The organism is Acinetobacter lwoffii (assembly GCF_049367455.1).
GTDB lineage: Bacteria > Pseudomonadota > Gammaproteobacteria > Pseudomonadales > Moraxellaceae > Acinetobacter > Acinetobacter lwoffii_W.
In genome coordinates this window covers 2,056,315-2,072,552 of sequence record NZ_JBMPXW010000001.1, presented here as the reverse complement: position 1 = coordinate 2,072,552, position 16,238 = coordinate 2,056,315, and the positions used below count along the sequence as shown (strand labels likewise).

The window sequence follows — 16,238 nt, the reverse complement described above, 5'->3', positions numbered from 1 at the left end:
ATTGAAACTATGGTTACAAATATAGTTGCAGTTTTTGTAGCATATAAAGGCTTAGGTCTTTCTTTCACCAGGGAGATTAGATAAAATACAGCGCTTGAAATTTTAATTTTCATTTGTGATTCTTCACGTATTCGTTTAGAATCGCGTCTCCTTTAGTTTGGACAGATTCCATAGTCCAAACCAACTATAATAGGTAGTGGTTTAATGAAAACTCTCAGCGCTAAGCCAGCTGAAGTTCAACACGACTGGTACGTTGTTGATGCTTCTGGCAAAACTTTAGGTCGCCTTGCGACTGAAATCGCTCGTCGTTTACGCGGTAAGCATAAAACTTCTTATACTCCTCACGTTGACACTGGCGACTACATCGTTGTTATCAATGCTGAAGAAATCACTGTGACTGGTAAAAAGTCACAAGATAAGAAATACTATCGCCACACTGGTTTCCCTGGTGGTATCCGTGAGACTAACTTTGAAAAGTTAATCGCTCACAAACCAGAAGCAGTTCTAGAAAAAGCTGTAAAAGGTATGTTACCTAAAGGTCCTCTTGGTTATGCAATGATCAAGAAAATGAAAGTGTATGCAGGTACTGAGCATCCACACGCTGCTCAACAGCCACAAGTTTTGGACATCTAAGGGATAACAGCACATGGCTACTAATTATGGTACAGGTCGCCGTAAGACCGCAACTGCACGTGTTTTCCTATCAGCTGGTACTGGTAAACTCGTAATTAACAACCGCACTCTTGAACAGTATTTCGGTCGTGAAACTGCTCGTATGGTTGTTAACCAACCACTTGAGCTTCTTGAAGCGACTAACAAATATGACCTTTACATCACTGTTGCTGGTGGTGGTATCGGTGGTCAAGCAGGCGCTATCCGTCACGGTATTACTCGTGCACTGATCGCTTCTGACGAAACTTTAAAACCTGCTCTTCGTCAAGCTGGTTTCGTTACTCGTGATGCTCGTGAAGTTGAACGTAAGAAACTTGGTTTACGTAAAGCTCGTAAACGTCCTCAATTCTCTAAACGTTAATTCGTTTACCGAATCGGACAAAAAAACCCTGGATTTTCTAGGGTTTTTTTATGGGTATATTAGTCGAGTAGATGGAAAGATTTTCTCTTTATTGTTCATGCACATCTTTACCCCATACCCCTTCATGGCACCAGAATGACTTCATCAAATAATAATTTGCAATCCCAATACAGATAAACAGCAAAATGATAGGAAGCTTGATCAGCATTTTATTTTCCTCCTGTTGTTTTTCTTATAATCTACCCCGACTCAAAGGGAGTGACTTTTGATGATTAGTGCTTTTTGGGTTGAATTTTAGTATCCTAGTCTATTCATTAGAAGCTTATCAGGATTTATGTCAGTCGAAAGCGCGCCTCTTCAAGGAATTACTCTCTATAGTCATGCCGATGACTTTCGTTCCCATTGGATTCGCTACGTACTTGCCGAAAAACAGATTAAATATAACCTGATTTTGGTAGATACTGATGATGAGGATTTGGCCAGTCTCAATCCTTATAATCAATTGCCGATGCTGATTGAAAATGAGCTCAAATTATTCAATACGCCGATTATTTCTGAATATATAGATGATCGTTATCGCCAGAATAAACTCTATGCCGATGCTCCAATGCCACGTGCAGAACAACGCCAATATATCTGGCGCTTTGAAAATGACTGGTTGAAACTGGCTGATATCATGCTATGTCATCCTGATACCCTGGATAAGAAAGCCAAAGTTAAGGCACAGAAACAGTTACAGGACATTCTGATTTCACTAATGCCCTTATTCCAGCATTTTCCCTATTTTATGTCTGAACAATTTAGTATCCTAGATTGCATGCTGGCACCAATTTTTATCCGTCTGAAACACATGGGTATCGAATTACCACAGCAGCAATGCCGTCCATTTCACCTGTATTGCCAGCGAATATTCAGTCGTCCTGCTTTTGTAAAATCCATGACATTGCAGGAAAAGAACCGTTATTCAGCGCAACTCAAGCATCTGTAGAGAAACCTCATGTCCGAACAAGAATTCAACCTTAGCCCTACCCGTCCCTATATGGCACGTGCAATCTATGAGTGGGTTTGCGACAACAATATGACGCCTTATCTATTGGTGGATGCTACACGTCCAAATACAATGGTTCCGGAGCAGTTTGTTAAAGATGGACAAATTGTTCTGAATATCGTACCCCATGCCGTCCATGCGCTGCATATAAGCAATGATGCGATTAGCTTCTCGGCCCGATTTGGCGGTGTATCTCGGGATATCTATGTACCTATAGAAGCAGTACTGGGTATTTATGCACGTGAAAATGGACAAGGTTTATTCTTTGATCCAAGTGAATATGAGCATACACAAAATGATGAAGATGCTTTAAAATCAAGCACTGAAGAACCAGCTGAACCACCAAAGAAAAAAACAACTTTAAGACTATTAGATTAAAAATAATGGAGTAAGTGAATGGCTTTTGATTTAGTACAATATTTTGTTGAACAGATAGAAACTCAAAAGCCTGAGCTTCTAAAAGAGTATACAAAAGAAGAAAGACGAAAATATATATCAGAAATCAATGCCTTAACTTTAGGTAAACTTATTACTGAATGGCGTCATAATCCACAAAAAATTTATAATGAAATCAATCATCCTGATGAATTATATATCCTGGAAATCGTGCGTCACCTCGCTACCAGTCCGGAAAATCAATCCACTTTGGATCGAGCTCAGCTTGAGCACAGTACTTCAGAAATTTTTCATTTACAGCTTATTGAAGTAAAACAACTGCATGATACCGGCAACCATAATATCCATAGCATTCAGGAATTACTGACCGGGCAAATTGAACATTTATCTGGTCAAGCAGATGATTGGGTTTGGACAACAAACAAGCTAACAGAACTCAAAGGCTCTAAACCAATTGTGCAAGAAGAGCTATCATTGGAAGCATCAATGAAGGAGTTTAATCAAATGGTAAGCCAGAATCAGCAGCATCAAGATGTCGAAGAAGTCATTGTTATCAATACCCCAACATGGGCAAAAATTGTTGAACCCATCGTGGCGATTGTCATTCTTTGGGTATTAATCGCAGCCGTAATGCGCGTGTTTGGCTAAAATAGTCTGCAATAAAAAACCAGCGATTCGCTGGTTTTTTATTTTGTAAGGTTTATAAGATCAGCTTGTAAACTCTTATAGCGCTAGTTTTACAGAGATCCCAATAGGTCAAACAAATTAACAGGAATTCTCTGTCTCAGAAGAATCTGATCAACTTTGAGATATAGATATGTTAAATATCTTATCTAAAATTCCACGCATAAAAAAATCCCCCTCTGCCTTGGCGGAGGGGGATTTTGAATAATGAGCTGGCGATGACTTACTCTCACATGGGTAACCCCACACTACCATCAGCGCTAAGAGGTTTCACTTCTGAGTTCGGGAAGGGATCAGGTGGTTCACTCTTGCTATTGTCGCCAGCACAACTGTTTATGACTATTTGCTTGGGTCTTATTGGCGTTGTTTTCACTTCGCTAGCCTAGCTTTCATCAAATGAGTTATTAACAGGTATATCTGAGTTGCAGTAGTTTGTTCGTTTAGCGTAACTAAATCAAGTCACTTTGTTTAATATCGAATCAATCGATCCTCACTTCTTTCGAAGTTCGTACAACAACTGTTTGGGTGTTGTATAGTCAAGCCTCACGAGCAATTAGTATTGGTCAGCTTCACATATCACTATGCTTCCACATCCAACCTATCAACGTCGTAGTCTTCAACGGCTCTTTAGGAGACATAAAGTCTCGGGGAAATCTTATCTTGAGGTAGGCTTCCCGCTTAGATGCTTTCAGCGGTTATCCCTTCCGAACATAGCTACCCGGCGATGCCACTGGCGTGACAACCGGTACACCAGAGGTTCGTCCACTCTGGTCCTCTCGTACTAGGAGCAGATCCTCTCAAATTTCCAACGCCCACGGTAGATAGGGACCGAACTGTCTCACGACGTTCTAAACCCAGCTCGCGTACCTCTTTAAATGGCGAACAGCCATACCCTTGGGACCTGCTTCAGCCCCAGGATGAGATGAGCCGACATCGAGGTGCCAAACACCGCCGTCGATATGAACTCTTGGGCGGTATCAGCCTGTTATCCCCAGAGTACCTTTTATCCGTTGAGCGATGGCCCTTCCATACAGAACCACCGGATCACTAAGACCTACTTTCGTACCTGCTCGACTTGTGGGTCTCGCAGTTAAGCGCGCTTTTGCCTTTATACTCTACGCGTGATTTCCGACCACGCTGAGCGCACCTTCGTACTCCTCCGTTACTCTTTAGGAGGAGACCGCCCCAGTCAAACTACCCACCAGACATGGTCCTCGTCCCGGATAACGGGACAGAGTTAGAACCTCAATATTACCAGGGTGGTATTTCAAGGACGGCTCCATCGCAACTAGCGTCGCGACTTCAAAGCCTCCCACCTATCCTACACAAGTAAGATCAAAGTTCAATGTCAAGCTGCAGTAAAGGTTCACGGGGTCTTTCCGTCTAGCCGCGGGTACACCGCATCTTCACGGCGAATTCGATTTCACTGAGTCTCTGCTGGAGACAGCGCCCCCATCATTATGCCATTCGTGCAGGTCGGAACTTACCCGACAAGGAATTTCGCTACCTTAGGACCGTTATAGTTACGGCCGCCGTTTACTGGGGCTTCGATCAAGAGCTTCGCTTACGCTAACCCCATCAATTAACCTTCCAGCACCGGGCAGGCATCACACCCTATACGTCCACTTTCGTGTTTGCAGAGTGCTATGTTTTTAATAAACAGTTGCAGGGGCCTGGTTTCTGAGGCTGTCGGCCGCTCAAGGAGCAAGTCCTATCACAGACAACAGCGTACCTTCTCCCGAAGTTACGGTACCATTTTGCCTAGTTCCTTCAGCAGAGTTCTCTCAAGCGCTTTGGTCTACTCGACCTGACCACCTGTGTCGGTTTCGGGTACGATTCCTGTGTAACTGAAGCTTAGAGACTTTTCCTGGAAGCATGGTATCAGCCACTTCACTGTACAAGTACAGCTTGCTATCAGTTCTCAGCATAGAGTACCCCGGATTTGCCTAAGATACATGCCTACAACCTTCCACCTGGACAACCAACGCCAGGCTGACTTAACCTTCTCCGTCCTCTCATCGCATTACACAGAAGTATTGGAATATTAACCAATTTCCCATCGACTACGCCTCTCGGCCTCGCCTTAGGGGTCGACTCACCCAGCCCCGATTAACGTTGGACTGGAACCCTTGGTCTTTCAGCGTGCGAGTTTTTCACTCGCATTGTCGTTACTCACGTCAGCATTCGCACTTCTGATACCTCCAGCAGACTTCTCAATCCACCTTCATCGGCTTACAGAACGCTCCCCTACCACTTGCAATAAATTGCAAATCCGCAGCTTCGGCATATAGTTTTAGCCCCGTTACATCTTCCGCGCAGGCCGACTCGACTAGTGAGCTATTACGCTTTCTTTAAAGGGTGGCTGCTTCTAAGCCAACCTCCTAGCTGTCTATGCCTTCCCACATCGTTTCCCACTTAACTATAATTTTGGGGCCTTAGCTGGCGGTCTGGATTGTTTTCCTCTTGACTACGGACGTTAGCACCCGCAGTCTGTCTCCCGGATAGTACTCATTGGTATTCGGAGTTTGCATCGGTTTGGTAAGTCGGGATGACCCCCTAGCCGAAACAGTGCTCTACCCCCAATGGTATTCGTCCGAGGCGCTACCTAAATAGCTTTCGGGGAGAACCAGCTATCACCAAGTTTGATTAGCCTTTCACCCCTATCCACAAGTCATCCCCTGGCTTTTCAACGACAGTGGGTTCGGTCCTCCAGTTAGTGTTACCCAACCTTCAACCTGCTCATGGATAGATCACCTGGTTTCGGGTCTATACCCAGCAACTAAACGCCCTATTAAGACTCGGTTTCCCTACGGCTCCCCTATGCGGTTAACCTTGCTACTGAATATAAGTCGCTGACCCATTATACAAAAGGTACGCAGTCACCGGACTAAGCCGGCTCCCACTGCTTGTATGCATGCGGTTTCAGGATCTATTTCACTCCCCTCACAGGGGTTCTTTTCGCCTTTCCCTCACGGTACTGGTTCACTATCGGTCAGTCAGGAGTATTTAGCCTTGGAGGATGGTCCCCCCATATTCAGACAAGGTTTCACGTGCCTCGCCCTACTCGACATCATCATATAAGCCCTTTCGTGTACAGGACTATCACCGTCTACGGTCGCACTTCCCAGAGCGTTCCACTAGAACTTATATGACTTAATGGGCTCTTCCCCTTTCGCTCGCCGCTACTGAGGGAATCTCAATTGATTTCTTTTCCTAAGGGTACTGAGATGTTTCACTTCCCCTCGTTCGCCTTGCAACACTATGTATTCATGTTGCAATACCTACCTTATGGTAAGTGGGTTTCCCCATTCAGACATCTCCGGATCACAGGATATTTGCCGCCTCCCCGGAGCTTTTCGCAGGCTATCACGTCTTTCTTCGCCTCTGACTGCCAAGGCATCCACCACATGCACTTAATTACTTGACTATACAACCCCAAACAGTCGTTTATCCTTACAAGTAGGATAAGCAACAGAGCTTGTCTTGCGACTTACTCATACAGTTGGCGTTTCGTAGATTTAACTACTGTACAGCTTCAATTAGATTCATATACCAAAACGCTTGATTCAGTTAATTTCGCTAGAACTCATTTCTTGTAGTTGCCTACTTGAAACGAGTTTGAACAAATTATTTCAACTCAAATATATTCTGTTAATGATTTTTCCAGCCTTCGTCAGGTCAGGAAACTGTGATAAATCACAGAGATTATCAAGTGCGCGTATCATAACGCTTGTACTTGTTAATCTCTAGGATCTAAACACTTGATCGCTTAAGGACTAAACTAACAATCAACTGATTGTCTATTTATTAGCTTTTGTCTTTATACATTCCGAAGGAATGTATGGTGGAGACTAGGAGAGTCGAACTCCTGACCTCCTGCGTGCAAAGCAGGCGCTCTACCAACTAAGCTAAGTCCCCAGCTTATCAATAAGTCAATGTATCGTTCTGTTCTGTTTGCTTCAGCACTTTCATGCTTCGTTAGTCAGATTTGGTGGGTCTGACAAGACTTGAACTTGTGACCCCACGCTTATCAAGCGTGTGCTCTAACCAACTGAGCTACAGACCCTCAGATACATCGTATGAAGAACAACTTGTTGTGGATTCTTACCAATCGTCAATCTTTCGTTAAGGAGGTGATCCAGCCGCAGGTTCCCCTACGGCTACCTTGTTACGACTTCACCCCAGTCATCTGCCACACCGTGGTAAGCGTCCCCCCTAAGGTTAGACTACCTACTTCTGGTGCAACAAACTCCCATGGTGTGACGGGCGGTGTGTACAAGGCCCGGGAACGTATTCACCGCGGCATTCTGATCCGCGATTACTAGCGATTCCGACTTCATGGAGTCGAGTTGCAGACTCCAATCCGGACTACGATCGGCTTTTTGAGATTAGCATCCTCTCGCGAGGTAGCAACCCTTTGTACCGACCATTGTAGCACGTGTGTAGCCCTGGTCGTAAGGGCCATGATGACTTGACGTCGTCCCCGCCTTCCTCCAGTTTGTCACTGGCAGTATCCTTAAAGTTCCCGGCTTAACCCGCTGGCAAATAAGGAAAAGGGTTGCGCTCGTTGCGGGACTTAACCCAACATCTCACGACACGAGCTGACGACAGCCATGCAGCACCTGTATGTAAGTTCCCGAAGGCACCAATCCATCTCTGGAAAGTTCTTACTATGTCAAGACCAGGTAAGGTTCTTCGCGTTGCATCGAATTAAACCACATGCTCCACCGCTTGTGCGGGCCCCCGTCAATTCATTTGAGTTTTAGTCTTGCGACCGTACTCCCCAGGCGGTCTACTTATCGCGTTAGCTGCGCCACTAAAGCCTCAAAGGCCCCAACGGCTAGTAGACATCGTTTACGGCATGGACTACCAGGGTATCTAATCCTGTTTGCTCCCCATGCTTTCGCACCTCAGTGTCAGTATTAGGCCAGATGGCTGCCTTCGCCATCGGTATTCCTCCAGATCTCTACGCATTTCACCGCTACACCTGGAATTCTACCATCCTCTCCCATACTCTAGCCAACCAGTATCGAATGCAATTCCCAAGTTAAGCTCGGGGATTTCACATTTGACTTAATTGGCCACCTACGCGCGCTTTACGCCCAGTAAATCCGATTAACGCTTGCACCCTCTGTATTACCGCGGCTGCTGGCACAGAGTTAGCCGGTGCTTATTCTGCGAGTAACGTCCACTATCCAAGAGTATTAATCTCGGTAGCCTCCTCCTCGCTTAAAGTGCTTTACAACCAAAAGGCCTTCTTCACACACGCGGCATGGCTGGATCAGGGTTCCCCCCATTGTCCAATATTCCCCACTGCTGCCTCCCGTAGGAGTCTGGGCCGTGTCTCAGTCCCAGTGTGGCGGATCATCCTCTCAGACCCGCTACAGATCGTCGCCTTGGTAGGCCTTTACCCCACCAACTAGCTAATCCGACTTAGGCTCATCTATTAGCGCAAGGCCCGAAGGTCCCCTGCTTTCTCCCGTAGGACGTATGCGGTATTAGCATCCCTTTCGAGATGTTGTCCCCCACTAATAGGCAGATTCCTAAGCATTACTCACCCGTCCGCCGCTAGGTAATGTAGCAAGCTACATTTCCCCGCTCGACTTGCATGTGTTAAGCCTGCCGCCAGCGTTCAATCTGAGCCATGATCAAACTCTTCAGTTTAAAATCAGTAGTACCTTTAAAGGGTACCAATCTTGGCTCATCAATTTTCTGACAAATATTTCTCAAATAAACTTCGAGTAATTTCTACCATCAATCAATGAAAATAATTTCGATCAATCAACCAGTAAAAATCCACACAAGTTGTTCTTCATAATCTCTTAATGATCTTCTTGCTAATTCGTCACCAGCAAGCTAGGTCGGCTATATTACTCTCTATCTCTAGAAAGTCAACCAGTAATTCAGATTATTTTTAAACTTATCAAATAAAACCCAACTCAATCAAACTTAACTAAGTCACTGTTTTATCAGAAGTTTTAATCTTCATCACCGCCGATGGATGTGCATTCTACAGTATTCCCAACCCAATACAACCCCTATTCTTAAATAATTCAGCAAAAATATCACGACTGTTTATTTATTCTACAAAAAATACAGGTTTTTCTATTTTTCACTCAAAATTTATTCAATTATTGATGTTTTAAAGTAGTTTATTTACTTATCAATGGGTATTTCTAGTTAATTTAATTGCTATATCTATCTAAAAATTTTTTATTGTCTTTATTTCAGATCAAACACAACAGATGAGTTAATAAAATAGATTTACTATGGAATCCCTTACCCATTTTAAAAATATAATCCTCATCCATCCATTAAAATTCCATTCAACAAGATAATCACTCTATAGATGAACTCTGGTTAAATTGTTGAATGATTAAAATTAAGAGTGAAGCAATGCGAGAAGAAAGCAATCTTCAATGCACAGTTTTATTAGATGAAAAATAATTTAATAGGAATTCGAGCATTCATCATGATAGCCACCGATAACAATTGTATATTTTTTATTCACATTGAATTTCAGGCATAAAAAAACCGCTTAACGCGGTATCTTTTATCTCGACCATCTTGAAGGAGATGGTCGGAGCAGTAGGATTCGAACCTACGACCCCCTGGTCCCAAACCAGGTGCACTACCAGGCTGTGCTATGCTCCGATTTCAACTTTAAAAGTTGGGGTGAATGACGGGATTCGAACCCGCGACAACTGGAATCACAATCCAGGGCTCTACCAACTGAGCTACATCCACCATCATTTTGATTCTTAACATCAAGCGACCAAATGGCGCGCCTGACAGGATTCGAACCTGTGACCATCCGCTTAGAAGGCGGATGCTCTATCCAACTGAGCTACAAGCGCGTTACTGATGCAAACATCATTTGCCTTGAAGAATTGGTCGGAGCAGTAGGATTCGAACCTACGACCCCCTGGTCCCAAACCAGGTGCACTACCAGGCTGTGCTATGCTCCGATTCATCTCAGCTTTCGTATCGAACATCGTTCGGTACGGTGTGCATTCTAGGCGCGACGCCCGGAGACGTCAACACCTATATTTAAAAAAAACCGAAAAAACGCTTCAAGCGTTTATTTATCAATCGCTTCAGACATTTTTTATACAAATTTTAACGTTTTAGTCCGGCACTAAAGTTCAGCATGCGATCTAGAGGCAGTTTAGCTCGTTCAGCAAGTACCGGATCGACATGCACTTCCTGATCTTTATGCTGTAACACATGCAAGATACCATTCAGCTCGTTCATGGCCATCCAAGGACAATGCGCACAAGAACGACAAGTTGCCCCCTCTCCTGCGGTTGGTGCTTCAATCAGAATTTTATCCGGCACTGCCTGCTGCATTTTATAAAAAATACCGCGATCAGTAGCAACGATTAAACGTTGATTCGGCAAAGTCTGTGCTGCTTTAATTAATTGTGAGGTACTACCCACGGCATCGGCAATCTCGACTACAGACATCGGTGATTCAGGATGTACCAGAACCGCAGCATCTGGATAGAGTGCTTTCATATTGGCAATACCGCGTGAACGGAATTCTTCATGTACGATACAAGCACCATCCCAGAGCAACATCTCTGCACCGGTTTTTTTCTGGATATAACGACCCAAATGCTGATCGGGTGCCCAGATGATTTTTTCGCCCAGACCGTCCAGATGTTCGATAATTTCCACTGCACAACTTGAAGTGACGACCCAATCGGCTCGGGCTTTCACAGCCGCTGACGTGTTAGCATAAACCACCACGGTATGATCCGGATGCGCATCGCAAAAAGCGGTAAACTCATCGACAGGACAACCTAAGTCCAGTGAACAGGTCGCTTCCAAAGTTGGCATCAGCACGGTTTTATTGGGTGAAAGAATTTTAGAGGTTTCGCCCATAAATTTCACACCAGCTACCACAAGCGTTGAAGCTGGATGATCGCGACCAAAACGCGCCATTTCCAGTGAATCGGAAACACAGCCCCCCGTCAGTTCAGCCAGTTCTTGCACTTCAGGATCACAATAATAATGCGCCACCAAAACAGCATCCTGTTTTTCCAGCTCTGCCTTGATCTGTGCAAATTTGTCCAATTTTTCCTGCTGGCTCATTTGATGTTCTTGTGGAACACCTAAACGATCTAAATGCGCCTGCACAATCGATTTAGCTTCATTGGCTATTAATTTGGTCGCATCATTCATAACAACTCTTACTCTACCCTCATGGTTCACTATTCAATGAACCTTTCACCCTACATCCCGGTCATCTCTGGCGAAATGCTATTTTTGACCAGTCATTAAAAATCATTAAGTATAAAAAAAGCCCCACAACGGAGGCTTTATAAACAATCTGAATTATGAGCGATAATCTGCATTGATTTTTACGTAGTCATACGACAGGTCACAGGTATAAACCGTATCTTTTGCCTGACCTCGTCCAAGATCAACACGAATCGTCATTTCAGCCTGGGCCATCACACGTGCACCGGCTGCTTCAGTATAGTCTGCTGCCGCACCACCATCTTTGCAGATTTGTACATCATCTAACCAAACCTGAATTTTTGCAACGTCTAAATTTGGCACACCGGCATAACCAATCGCTGCCAGAATACGGCCCCAGTTTGGGTCAGAAGCAAAGATTGCGGTTTTGACCAGCGGTGAATGCGCAATGCTATAGGCAATATCGCAGCACTCTTGAGTATTGCCACCACCTTCTACAGTCACGGTAATGAATTTAGTCGCACCTTCACCATCACGTACAATCAGTTGCGCAAGGCGTTTCATGGTACGTGTCAATACGTCTAGCACCACTGCATAACGTGGATCTTCAGTCGAAGTGATTTCAACACCACCGGCCTGACCTGTGGCAATAAAAATACACGAGTCATTAGTTGAGGTATCGCCATCAATTGTAATACGGTTAAACGATACATTGACTGTTTCAGTTAATAACTGTTGAACCAGTTCACGGCTGATCGGTGTATCCGTCGCAACATAGCCCAGCATGGTCGCCATATTCGGGCGAATCATGCCTGCACCTTTGGAAATACCGGTCATGGTATAAGTCACACCATCCAGCTCGAACTGTTCTGACGCACCTTTCGGAGTGGTATCTGTGGTCATGATTCCAGTCGCTGCATCGACCCAGGCATCATCACGCAATGAATCCAGCGCAGGCTGTAAACCTGTAAGTAAACGTTCCATCGGAAGCTGCTCACCAATCACACCAGTCGAGAATGGCAACACTTCAGCAGCCTGCACGCCTGCAAGTTCAGCCAGCTTGGCACAGGTCGCTTCTGCATTTGCCATGCCTGTAGGACCTGTTCCTGCATTGGCATTTCCGGTATTGATTACCAAGTAACGTGGATTGCCCGCTTGCAAATGGGCTTTAGATACATGCACTGGAGCTGCACAAAAGGCATTCTGAGTAAACACCCCTGCAACATTGGAGCCTGCAGCCAGTTCAAATATCACCAGGTCACGTCGGTTCTGATAGCGCACATAGGCTTCAGCCGAACCAATTTTAACCCCTTTCACCACATGCATCTGTGGCATAGATACGTCACCAACTGCCATTTTAAAATCCAATATTGAAGTTTTAGAAAAATACAGCTTAGTTGATCTGCAACAAAAAATCGAGCCAAAGCCTGAGCCAGCCTGAGATTTGTTATGGATTTTCACAATAAAAAACCAGTCATCAAGACTGGTTTCTACATTTTTAAAATAAGATATTTTTAATTTTGTGCAAGTTGTCCAGATTCGCTTAACAAAGCCTGTTTCGCCTGTTGTTGACTCGCAGTAGAAAGTGCCGGATTTGTAGCAACAATACGGTCTGCATTTGCCGCATTAGCAGCTGCAATCGCAGCCGTCTGCAACACAATCGGACGATTCTGGTTGGCAAAGGTATAACGGATGCCGGTACGTGGGCTTGCCACAGTCACTTGTGCATCGGTACGTTGTACTTGAGCAGTAGTCGTACCCACCGCTTGCTGAACTTTATCAATTGTTGTGGTCGCTGCAGTTTGGGCAAAACTTAAGGCAGGCATTGCCAAAGCGGCAATCATGAGCGTTTTTAATACTTTTTTCATTCAGGTTATTCCACTTTGAGGTGTTGAATGAGCCATTAAATAGCATTTAATTCCTAAGACTGCAAACAGTATTCAATTTCTGAAAAATCTTCATACATAAAAAAATCAGAGCCATGTGGCTCTGATTTTTAATAGCGTTTAGATCTTGCCATGACACTGTTTGTATTTCAGGCCTGAACCACATGGACAAGGCGCATTACGACTTGCCGGTGCTTCAAAGACTGGTGCTACCGGATTGGCCTGAGCATTTTGCTCGGTAGTCACCTCATGTTCGCCTGCCAGCAAGCCGTCAAACTCTTCATGAGATAACTGCAAACGCATTGCCTCAGCCTGTGCCTGCTGCTGTGCTTCCATTTCCGCCAGCTCTTCAGGTGTCGGTACGTGGATGCGCGACAGATCTGTCACGACATCGGACTTGATCGTACCAAGCATGTTCACAAACAGGTTATAAGCTTCTTTTTTGTATTCCTGCTCCGGATTCTTCTGCGCATAACCACGTAAATGAATACCTTGACGCAAATAGTCCATAGCAGCCAGATGCTCTTTCCAATGACGGTCCAGAGAATTCAGCATAAAGTGGCGTTCAAGTGATGCTGCTGATTCTTCACCCATTTGTTCACGACGTGAACGGTAGCGGTTCAGCACTTCATCGGTAATGCGCACCACCAAAGCCTCTTCATCCAGACGACGGTCCTGTTCCAGCCATTGTCCGATAGGAAGATCCATCGAAAGATCTTCACGCAGCGCCAGTTCCAGACCTTCAATATCCCACTGGTCATGAATCGATTCAGGCGGAATATAGTTGGCGATTACACCCTGCATCACTTCACGGATCATTTCTTCAATATAATCCTGCAGTGAATTTTCTGCCAGAATGTCGTCACGCTGACTATAAATGATCTTACGCTGTTCGTTATTGACGTCATCGTATTTCAGCAAATTCTTACGAATATCGAAGTTACGTGCTTCCACTTTACGCTGCGCATTTTCAATCGAGCGAGACACCATTTTGTGCTCAATCGCTTCATCTTCCTGCAAGCCCATGGCACGCATCATGCCAACCACGCGATCACCGGCGAAAATACGCATCAAGTCATCTTCAAGTGACAGGTAGAAACGTGATACACCCGGGTCACCCTGACGACCGGCACGGCCACGCAGCTGGTTATCGATACGGCGTGATTCATGACGCTCGGAACCGATAATATGCAAACCGCCTGAATCCAGCACGGCCTGATGATTGATATCCCATTCTGCTTTCAGACGGGTTTCATCTTCAGGAGTCGGGTTTTCAATTTTAGCCAGTAATGCTTTCCAGTTACCACCGAGCAAAATGTCGGTACCACGACCGGCCATGTTAGTGGCAATCGTCACTGCACGCGGCGCACCGGCCTGCGCAATAATATCGGCTTCACGCTCGTGCTGTTTGGCATTCAGTACTTCATGCTGGATACCTGCGGCTTTTAGCTTATCCGACAGGATCTCAGAAGCTTCAATGGTGGCTGTACCAATCAGAATTGGTGCAACACCAGCTTCATGCACACGCTGAATTTCTTGAATAATCGCGTTATATTTTCCTTCACGATTTAAGTAAATTAAATCGTTATGGTCTTGACGAATCATTGGACGGTGAGTCGGAATCAGTACCACATCCAGACCATAAATTTCTTTCATTTCCGCTGCTTCGGTATCAGCAGTACCGGTCATACCGGATAATTTTTTATACAGACGGAAATAGTTTTGGAAGGTTGTGGTTGCCAGAGTCTGGTTTTCTGGCTGGATTTCCAGACCCTCTTTGGCTTCTACGGCTTGATGCAAACCTTCAGACCAGCGACGTCCCGGCATGGTACGACCGGTATTTTCATCGACAATAATCACTTCACCATCGTTGATGATGTATTGGACATTACGCTGATAGAGATAATGCGCACGGATCGCTGCAGTGACATGATGCAACAGGTTCAGGTTCGATGCTGAATACAAACTCTCGCCTTCTGCCAGCAAGCCCATTTCAATCAGTTCACTTTCAATGGTTTCAAAACCCACTTCCGTAATTTCAACCGAACGCTGTTTCTCATCAATCCAGAAGTGACCGCCATCCGGCACTTTCTCTTCTTTCTGTGCCTGTAATTTTGGTGGAATATTATTGATGGCTGCATAAAGCTGTGAAGAATCTTCACTTTGACCAGAAATAATCAACGGGGTACGTGCTTCATCAATCAGGATCGAATCGACCTCATCGATAATGGCATAGGTCAAACCACGCTGCTTTTTCTCAGCCAGCGAGAACACCATATTGTCACGTAGGTAATCAAAGCCAAATTCGTTATTGGTACCATACGTAATGTCGGCACGATAAGCTTCCGCTTTTTCCATCGGATTTTGCATGGAATAAATAATGCCGATGCTTAGACCCAAAAATTCGAATAATGGACGGTTTAACTCGGCATCACGTTGCGCCAGGTAATCGTTCACGGTAATGACATGCACGCCCTGACCACTGATGGCATTCAGATAACAGGCCAAAGTACCCATCAGGGTTTTACCTTCACCGGTACGCATTTCTGCGATTTTACCTTCGTGCAAGGTAATACCACCGATCAGCTGCACGTCATAATGACGCATGCCCATCACCCGCTTGGCGGCTTCACGACAGACTGCAAATGCTTCAGGCAGTAATTTATTGAGGGTTTCACCCTTATTATATCGTTGTTTGAATTCTTCAGTTTTTGCAGATAAGTCTGCATCGCTAAGGGTAGATATCGTCGGCTCGAGCACATTAATCTTGTCTACGATTTTACGCATGCGTTTGAGTTCGCGCTCATTTTTGGTACCGAAGATTCCTCCGATCAGACTTGCCAACATGAATAGACTCTCTAAATCTTGCTTGTCAAATGAATATGTTCTTAGTCGTTATTATGGTGCTAGAAATTTGAACTACAAGGGTTTTGCTGTAAAACCGCTAAAAAAATCTGATCCTTAGTTCTAGCCCTAAGATCTAAGG

9 protein-coding genes, 6 tRNA genes and 3 rRNA genes are annotated in these 16,238 nt (G+C 44.9%); 5 read left to right on the top strand and 13 right to left on the bottom strand.

Annotation, left to right across the window (positions count from 1 at the left end; genetic code table 11):
- Positions 1-204 precede the first annotated feature (204 nt).
- The 5 genes from rplM to ACO1B7_RS09855 all read left to right on the top strand — a co-directional run bounded on the left by rplM (position 205) and on the right by ACO1B7_RS09855 (position 3,125).
- Positions 205-633 (top strand): 50S ribosomal protein L13, encoded by a 429-nt coding sequence (gene rplM, locus ACO1B7_RS09875; RefSeq protein ID WP_004281682.1) that lies wholly within the window; start codon positions 205-207, stop codon positions 631-633.
- Between the two features lie 13 nt (positions 634-646).
- Positions 647-1,033, top strand: a complete 387-nt coding sequence (gene rpsI, locus ACO1B7_RS09870; protein WP_064097058.1) for a 30S ribosomal protein S9 — start codon at positions 647-649, stop codon at positions 1,031-1,033.
- 334 nt (positions 1,034-1,367) lie between these two features.
- Complete coding sequence (locus ACO1B7_RS09865) at positions 1,368-2,021, top strand: glutathione S-transferase N-terminal domain-containing protein (RefSeq protein WP_144725317.1); 654 nt, start codon at positions 1,368-1,370, stop codon at positions 2,019-2,021.
- Between the two features lie 9 nt (positions 2,022-2,030).
- Positions 2,031-2,459: a ClpXP protease specificity-enhancing factor gene (locus ACO1B7_RS09860; RefSeq protein ID WP_064097056.1), complete on the top strand. Its 429-nt coding sequence runs from the start codon at positions 2,031-2,033 to the stop codon at positions 2,457-2,459.
- Between the two features lie 18 nt (positions 2,460-2,477).
- Positions 2,478-3,125 carry a hypothetical protein gene (locus ACO1B7_RS09855; RefSeq protein ID WP_423090122.1) on the top strand — a complete coding sequence of 216 codons (648 nt, stop codon included), beginning with the start codon at positions 2,478-2,480 and terminating at the stop codon, positions 3,123-3,125.
- A gap of 246 nt (positions 3,126-3,371) precedes the next feature.
- Here the strand turns inward: ACO1B7_RS09855 and rrf are convergent.
- The 13 genes from rrf to secA form a co-directional block, all read right to left on the bottom strand.
- Positions 3,372-3,486 (bottom strand): 5S ribosomal RNA (gene rrf, locus ACO1B7_RS09850).
- A gap of 207 nt (positions 3,487-3,693) precedes the next feature.
- Positions 3,694-6,588 (bottom strand): 23S ribosomal RNA (locus ACO1B7_RS09845).
- 415 nt (positions 6,589-7,003) lie between these two features.
- Positions 7,004-7,079: transfer RNA gene (locus tag ACO1B7_RS09840), tRNA-Ala, on the bottom strand.
- A 71-nt stretch (positions 7,080-7,150) separates the two neighbouring features.
- Positions 7,151-7,227 (bottom strand) — tRNA-Ile (locus tag ACO1B7_RS09835).
- A gap of 60 nt (positions 7,228-7,287) precedes the next feature.
- Positions 7,288-8,825: ribosomal RNA gene (locus tag ACO1B7_RS09830) — 16S ribosomal RNA — on the bottom strand.
- The 16S, 23S and 5S rRNA genes sit together here with 2 tRNA genes alongside, the layout of an rRNA operon.
- A 913-nt stretch (positions 8,826-9,738) precedes the next feature.
- A tRNA-Pro gene (locus ACO1B7_RS09825) sits at positions 9,739-9,815 on the bottom strand.
- Between the two features lie 17 nt (positions 9,816-9,832).
- A tRNA-His gene (locus tag ACO1B7_RS09820) sits at positions 9,833-9,908 on the bottom strand.
- Between the two features lie 33 nt (positions 9,909-9,941).
- Positions 9,942-10,018 (bottom strand) — tRNA-Arg (locus tag ACO1B7_RS09815).
- A 34-nt stretch (positions 10,019-10,052) separates the two neighbouring features.
- Positions 10,053-10,129 (bottom strand) — tRNA-Pro (locus ACO1B7_RS09810).
- Between the two features lie 151 nt (positions 10,130-10,280).
- Positions 10,281-11,348 carry a quinolinate synthase NadA gene (nadA, locus tag ACO1B7_RS09805; protein ID WP_005252789.1) on the bottom strand — a complete coding sequence of 356 codons (1,068 nt, stop codon included), beginning with the start codon at positions 11,346-11,348 and terminating at the stop codon, positions 10,281-10,283.
- A gap of 153 nt (positions 11,349-11,501) precedes the next feature.
- Positions 11,502-12,722, bottom strand: a complete 1,221-nt coding sequence (gene argJ, locus ACO1B7_RS09800) for a bifunctional glutamate N-acetyltransferase/amino-acid acetyltransferase ArgJ (protein WP_423090121.1) — start codon at positions 12,720-12,722, stop codon at positions 11,502-11,504.
- 158 nt (positions 12,723-12,880) lie between these two features.
- Entirely contained in the window at positions 12,881-13,234 is a 354-nt protein-coding gene (locus tag ACO1B7_RS09795) for a hypothetical protein (RefSeq protein WP_374952462.1), read from the bottom strand.
- A gap of 138 nt (positions 13,235-13,372) precedes the next feature.
- Positions 13,373-16,099 carry a preprotein translocase subunit SecA gene (gene secA, locus ACO1B7_RS09790; RefSeq protein WP_374952461.1) on the bottom strand — a complete coding sequence of 909 codons (2,727 nt, stop codon included), beginning with the start codon at positions 16,097-16,099 and terminating at the stop codon, positions 13,373-13,375.
- Between the last annotated feature and the right edge of the window lie 139 nt (positions 16,100-16,238).

Coding starts and splice junctions, on each gene's coding strand:
- rplM (WP_004281682.1), top strand. CDS start 205: ATGAAAACTCTCAGCGCTAAGCCAGCTGAAGTTCAACACGACTGGTAC.
- rpsI (WP_064097058.1), top strand. CDS start 647: ATGGCTACTAATTATGGTACAGGTCGCCGTAAGACCGCAACTGCACGT.
- ACO1B7_RS09865 (WP_144725317.1), top strand. CDS start 1,368: ATGTCAGTCGAAAGCGCGCCTCTTCAAGGAATTACTCTCTATAGTCAT.
- ACO1B7_RS09860 (WP_064097056.1), top strand. CDS start 2,031: ATGTCCGAACAAGAATTCAACCTTAGCCCTACCCGTCCCTATATGGCA.
- ACO1B7_RS09855 (WP_423090122.1), top strand. CDS start 2,478: ATGGCTTTTGATTTAGTACAATATTTTGTTGAACAGATAGAAACTCAA.
- nadA (WP_005252789.1), bottom strand. CDS start 11,348: ATGAATGATGCGACCAAATTAATAGCCAATGAAGCTAAATCGATTGTG.
- argJ (WP_423090121.1), bottom strand. CDS start 12,722: ATGGCAGTTGGTGACGTATCTATGCCACAGATGCATGTGGTGAAAGGG.
- ACO1B7_RS09795 (WP_374952462.1), bottom strand. CDS start 13,234: ATGAAAAAAGTATTAAAAACGCTCATGATTGCCGCTTTGGCAATGCCT.
- secA (WP_374952461.1), bottom strand. CDS start 16,099: ATGTTGGCAAGTCTGATCGGAGGAATCTTCGGTACCAAAAATGAGCGC.